Raw genomic sequence first — 5,406 nt, 5'->3', positions numbered from 1 at the left:
CGCGCCCGCACCACCGGCACCGCGACCGCCCGCGCCCGCACCACCGGCCGCGCCACTTGCGGCGCCCACGCCCTCCGCGGCGCATCCGCTCTCGCACGATCTGCTGCGATCGCTGCTCGGCGCCTGGGCGCTGACCGCGTGCTCGCCGGAGGAGACCGCCGCCGTCGAGGCGCATCTCAACCACTGCCCCTCCTGCGCCGAGGAGGCGCTGCGGCTGCGCGACGCCGTCGAGCTGCTGCACACCGAGCACAGCCTGGACCTCGATCCGATGCTCCGCTCCCGCGTTCTCGCGGGCTGCCTGGGCCGCCGCCCGGCCCGGATACCCATGCCCGGCTGGGCCGGTGCGTATGACGCCGAGGCCGCCCGGCTGGACGCGCTGCTGCGCGACATGGGCGAGGCCGAGTGGCGTGCGCCGGTGCGGCTGAAGTGGTTCGACGGGCGGCGGCTCACCGGCCGGGACACCACCGTCGCCGGGGTGATCGGCCATCTGATGGTCGTGGACGGCATCATCGCCGCCTCCCTCGGCCTCCCCGACCCGCTCGGGGCCGACGCCCCCCGCTCGCCCCAGGCCCGTACGGAGGCGTACTGGCACCACGAGCCCGGCGCCTCGTACGGGGCCGGTCCGCCCGGGGCGGTACGGGAGCTGTGGCGTGAGCAGGGCCATGCCCTGGTCCGTACGGTGTCCTTCGCCGGGCGCGGGGTCGCCGAACTCGACGTGCCGTACGGAGACTTCGCGCTGCCGATCCGCGACGCGTTCCTCGACCGCGCCCTGGAGTGCTGGGTGCACGCCGGGGACATCGCCGAGGCCATCGACTACCCCTATGAGCCACCGGCCTCCGCCCACCTCAGAGCCATGATCGACCTATGTGCCCGGCTGCTTCCGGGGGCGCTGGCCGAGCGGCGCCGGGCCGGACTCGCGGCCCCGCCGCGCCGGCTGGTCGAGGCGGGCACCCCGGGCCGTACGCTCCATCTCCAGGTAGAGGGCACGGGCGGCGGCGACTGGTACATCGCGCTGGACTCCCCGGCGGCGGTGGCCTCACCGGAGGAGGCGGTGGCGACGATCGCCCTGGACCAGGAGGCGTTCTACCTGCTGGCGTCGGGGCATGTGCCGCCGCAGGAGGCGGCCGCGGGGCTGTCCGGGGACACCGAGGCGATCCGGGACGTCCTCTTCGCCGCCGCGTCCCTCTCGCGCCTGTGAGCCGTACTTGTCTATGGGCCGTACTGCTCTGAGCCGTACTGCCTCTGAGCCGTACTGTCTCCGAGTCGGCCGAGTCAGCCGAAGACGACCGTACGGCGGCCGTTGAGCAGCACCCGGCGCTCGCTGTGCCACTTCACGGCGCGGGCCAGCGCCTGGCACTCCACATCGCGGCCGACCGCCACCAGTTGGTCCGGGGTCAGCTCATGGCCGACGCGCTCGACCTCCTGCTCGATGATCGGGCCCTCGTCCAGATCGGCGGTCACATAGTGGGCCGTCGCCCCGATCAGCTTGACCCCGCGCGCATGCGCCTGGTGGTACGGCTTGGCGCCCTTGAAGCTCGGCAGGAAGCTGTGGTGGATGTTGATGATCCGGCCCGACAGCTCCTTGCACAGGTCGTCGGAGAGCACCTGCATATAGCGGGCCAGCACCACCAGCTCGATATGTTCCGTGCGCACCAGCTCCAGCAGCCGGGCCTCGGCCTCCTGCTTGGTGTCCTTCGTCACGGGCATGTGGTGGAACGGAATCCCGTAGGAGCCGACCAGCTCCTCGAAGTCCGTGTGGTTGGAGACCACGGCGGCGATCTCGACCGGCAGCGCACCGATCCGGGACCGGAAGAGAAGATCGTTCAGGCAGTGCCCGAACTTGCTGACCATGAGCAGAATGCGCATCTTGCGATCGGCGGGATGGATCTCCCAGTCCATCTGGAAGGACTCGCCGACCGCCGCGAAGCTGGCCCGCAGATCCTCCACCTTCACCGGCGAGACGGCGCGGAAGGCCACCCGCATGAAGAAGAGCCCGGTGTCGCGGTCCCCGAACTGCTGGCTGTCCTCGATATTGCAGCCGGTCATGAACAGATAGCTCGACACGGCGTGCACAATGCCCTGCTTGTCAGGACATGACAGCGTGAGGATGTACTGATCGGGGACGGAATGCGGCTCGCTCATGACTCCATAGCGTCCCACACCCACGACGTGGTTCAGACCGCTTGTGTCATGATCGCCAGCACTTCGAGGGTGCGCGGCGGCACATCCGGGTCCTCGCCGTCGTTGGTGGCCAGCCGCACATGGGCCTCGCGGGCCGCCCGCACGGCCTCCGGCCAGCCATGGTGCTCGAGGTAGGCCGAGACGAGGGCGTCCGCGCCCACCTGGTGCATGATCCTCAGCACCCGCAGCACGGCGACATCGACCAGCGCCGCCTCCTGCGAGTCACGGAAGATCGTGCCGACGTACTTCTCGGCCGACCAGTTGTCCAGCCAGGTGTCCTCGACGAGCCGGTAGACGGCGTCCGTCACATCCCCGTACCCGGCCTGGCCGGCCAGCCAGCACTCCTGCTGAAAGACGGGATCCGAGAGCATATGCAGCGCCGAGCGCACATTGGTGCGCCAGCGCCACCAGGGCATGTCGTTGACAGGCATGCCTCCCATGGTGGTCGAGCGACGGGCGCGACGGGAAGACTTCTCCGAACCTTGCACAATCACCGATCGTACGTTCTTCACACATGGCGACGGATCGGCCCCCGGAGTTCACCTCTATGACACCGTTCCTTATCTTGTCATAGCCGCGCCGTTCCTCGCGACGGGACAGGCTCGCGTGTCATGACCGGTCGGCGACGCCCTCCCTCCCGCCTCTTCCGAGCCGCCGTCGCGGCACTGTGCACGGCGGTCGGTGCGTCGCTGCTGACCGGCTGCGGCGGGGTGCTGTCGAACAAGAACGACGGCGACCCCATCACCGTCATGACATGGGCTCCCGAGGGCACCAAAGCGACCAATATGCCGGGAATGCCCGCGATGGCGAAGGCATTTGCCCGCTGGGTCAACGACTCGGGCGGCATCCACGGCCGCAAGCTCAAGGTCGTCACCTGCAACGAGCGCAACGACGCCGTCCAGGCCGCCCGCTGCGCCCAGCAGGCCCAGGACGAGAAGGCCGTCGCGGTCGTCGGCTCGTACAGCCAGTACGGCCGGGCCTTCATCTCCCCGCTGGAGGTCGCCGGCATCCCCTACATAGGCGGCTACGGGCTGACGCAGGAGGAGTTCGACAGCCCGTACTCGTATCCGGTCAACGGCGGCCAGGCCGCCCTGCTGGTGGGCAACGGCCGCCAGTTGGCCTCCCGCTGCGAGCGCACCGCGTTCGTGCGCCCCGACACCATCGCGGGCGACGAACTCCCCCAGCTTCTCAACACCGGCCTCCGGGCGGGCCGGCGCGACGCCGCCCATGACGTCCGCGCCTCCGAGGACGCGGGCGACTACAGCGACCAGGCCACCAGTGCCCTGGAGAGCGTCGGCGCCGACACCTCGCTCGGCAGCGCATCCCAGGGCGCGTCCCTGGACAGCTCCTGCGTCACCGCGGCGCTCGGCAACCGCACCGGCACCTTCTTCGACTCCTTCCGCCGGGTGCAGGAGAACCACCCGAAGGTACGGCTCGCCTCCATCCTCGGCGGTGTCCGGCAGTCCCTCATAGACTCCACCGGCGGCAGCTCCAGCCCCCTGGAGGGCACCTACGCCACCGGCTGGTACCCGACCGGGGACGATGCGCGCTGGAATCCCATGAAGAAGGTCATCAACAAGTACGCCTTCGACGACAACCGCATCGACCCCGACGACCCCGGCACGCAGACCACCTGGATCGGCTACACCGTGCTGCGCTCGGTCCTGATGTCCCTGCACTCCGACGACATCAGCGCCCGCACCGTGCGCAACGAGCTGGACAACGGCCACGCGGTCAACACCGGCGGGCTGACGCCGACGCTGCGCTGGGGCTACGACGACACGCTGCATGTGCCCAACTACTCGCGGATCGTCAACGCGGACGTCACCTACCAGGCGGTGCGGGACGGGCGGCTGGTGGCGGTGCGCAAGGGATTCGTCAACGTGTCCAAGATCCTGGAGCAGTACCACCCGGCCGACTGAGCCCCCGGCACCCGCGATTGCCGGGCCCCTGACACCCGGCGGACCGGGCCGGGGACGGCGGCACCGGCCCCGGCCGTCCGGTCACAGTTCGGTGGCCTGGTGCGAGGTGAGGCCGTACTTGGAGGCGATCGGGTTCCACAGCCCCGAGGCCGTCCTCTTGGCCTGCGTGGCCTCGCCGCTCGCCCGCTCGGCCGCCCCGACCCGGGGCGAACGGCGGGCCTTGCCCTTGGGGCAGCCCTTCTTGCCGCCGACCTGATCGGCCCAGGCCGCGTACTCGTTGTCGGCCCTGGCCGAGGACTTCCACGCCTTGGTGAGAGCCGCGGTCAGCCGCGCGTTGTCGGGCAGCTTGTCCACCGACAGCTTGCCCAGCCGGGTCACCAGACCATTGCGCTGGCCCGCGGCGGTCCGCAGATCCGATGCCGCCGTGGACAGGTCCTTGCAGGACTTGATGTTGTCCACGGCCTTGATCACCGACGCGCGGCTGTTGTTGCTGTCGGCGAGCAGCGCGTCCAGCGCCTTCGCCTGCGGCTCGGCGGGATCGGCGGCTTTGGACGGCTCCCCTTCGCCGGCGCTCGGCGAGGAGCTGCTCAGCGTCGAATTGTCCTTCTTGTCGTCGCCGCCCGTGCTGAGCGCGGCTCCGGCGGCGAGCCCGGCGATACCGCAGCCCGCCACCACGATGCCGATGAGCATGCCCCGCGACATCCGGCGCCGCCCACCACCGCCGCCACCGCCGGCGTACGGCGACGGCTGCGGATCGTCCTGGGGGAACTGCGGCAACTGCTGGGTCTCATGGGCGCCCTCGTCACGGAACAGACCGTCGAACTCCGAGGGCGGCGGCCGGTCCCCGGGACGGCCGGGACGGATCGCGTACGGGGCGCTGCCGGGCCGCTCGGGGACGTTCGCCGCGGACGCGGGCATGGGCGCGTTCTGCGCGGGCCCGGGCGGCATGGGCGGGAGCACCGCGGTCTCTTCCGCGGCGGACGGCTGGCGGTGGGCGCCCCCGCCCCGGCGGCCGGGGCGGACGGCGCGCAACTGGGTGGTGGACTCGGCGGGCGACTCGGGCCGGTTCTCGGGCGGCAGCGGCACGCTCTTGACCGTGGCGAGCGTCGTGGTGGGGGTGTCCAGAGGCGGCGGGGCCTCACCCGGGACCGGGGGTATGAACTGGGTCGCGTCGGCGTCCTCGGCGGGCTGCGGCGGCAGCACCTGGGTCTCGTCCGCGGCGGGCTGCGGCGGCAGCACCTGGGTCTCGTCCGCGGCCTGGTACGGCGGCTGAGCCGGTCTCTGCGGGGCCGGCCAACCCTGC

General features: G+C 71.2%; 4 protein-coding genes and 1 pseudogene. 2 read left to right on the top strand and 3 right to left on the bottom strand.

Going from position 1 to position 5,406, the window contains the following annotated elements; genetic code table 11:
* Positions 1-1,198: zf-HC2 domain-containing protein (locus KN815_RS29140; protein WP_253209306.1), on the top strand; the 1,198-nt coding region annotated here is incomplete at its 5' end.
* A gap of 74 nt (positions 1,199-1,272) precedes the next feature.
* On the opposite strand, the gene purU is transcribed toward KN815_RS29140, so the two are convergent.
* Positions 1,273-2,142: a formyltetrahydrofolate deformylase gene (gene purU, locus KN815_RS29135; RefSeq protein WP_216344875.1), complete on the bottom strand. Its 870-nt coding sequence runs from the start codon at positions 2,140-2,142 to the stop codon at positions 1,273-1,275.
* A gap of 32 nt (positions 2,143-2,174) precedes the next feature.
* Entirely contained in the window at positions 2,175-2,621 is a 447-nt protein-coding gene (locus tag KN815_RS29130; RefSeq protein WP_059143611.1) for an SCO4402 family protein, read from the bottom strand.
* 171 nt (positions 2,622-2,792) lie between these two features.
* Here KN815_RS29130 and KN815_RS29125 point away from each other — a divergent pair, with 171 nt between their 5' ends.
* Positions 2,793-4,103 carry an ABC transporter substrate-binding protein gene (locus KN815_RS29125; RefSeq protein ID WP_216344874.1) on the top strand — a complete coding sequence of 437 codons (1,311 nt, stop codon included), beginning with the start codon at positions 2,793-2,795 and terminating at the stop codon, positions 4,101-4,103.
* Between the two features lie 81 nt (positions 4,104-4,184).
* Here KN815_RS29125 and KN815_RS29120 read toward each other — a convergent pair.
* A pseudogene (locus KN815_RS29120) lies at positions 4,185-5,406 on the bottom strand (hypothetical protein); the annotation flags it as partial.

The organism is Streptomyces niphimycinicus (assembly GCF_018883605.1).
GTDB classification, from domain to species: domain Bacteria; phylum Actinomycetota; class Actinomycetes; order Streptomycetales; family Streptomycetaceae; genus Streptomyces; species Streptomyces niphimycinicus.
Note: the sequence above shows the minus strand (reverse complement) of the source record. Positions and strands in the feature narration are given on the sequence as shown.

Excerpts from the sequence above, each read along its gene's own strand:
- purU (WP_216344875.1), bottom strand. The coding sequence starts at position 2,142 with ATGAGCGAGCCGCATTCCGTCCCCGATCAGTACATCCTCACGCTGTCA.
- KN815_RS29130 (WP_059143611.1), bottom strand. The coding sequence starts at position 2,621 with ATGGGAGGCATGCCTGTCAACGACATGCCCTGGTGGCGCTGGCGCACC.
- KN815_RS29125 (WP_216344874.1), top strand. The coding sequence starts at position 2,793 with ATGACCGGTCGGCGACGCCCTCCCTCCCGCCTCTTCCGAGCCGCCGTC.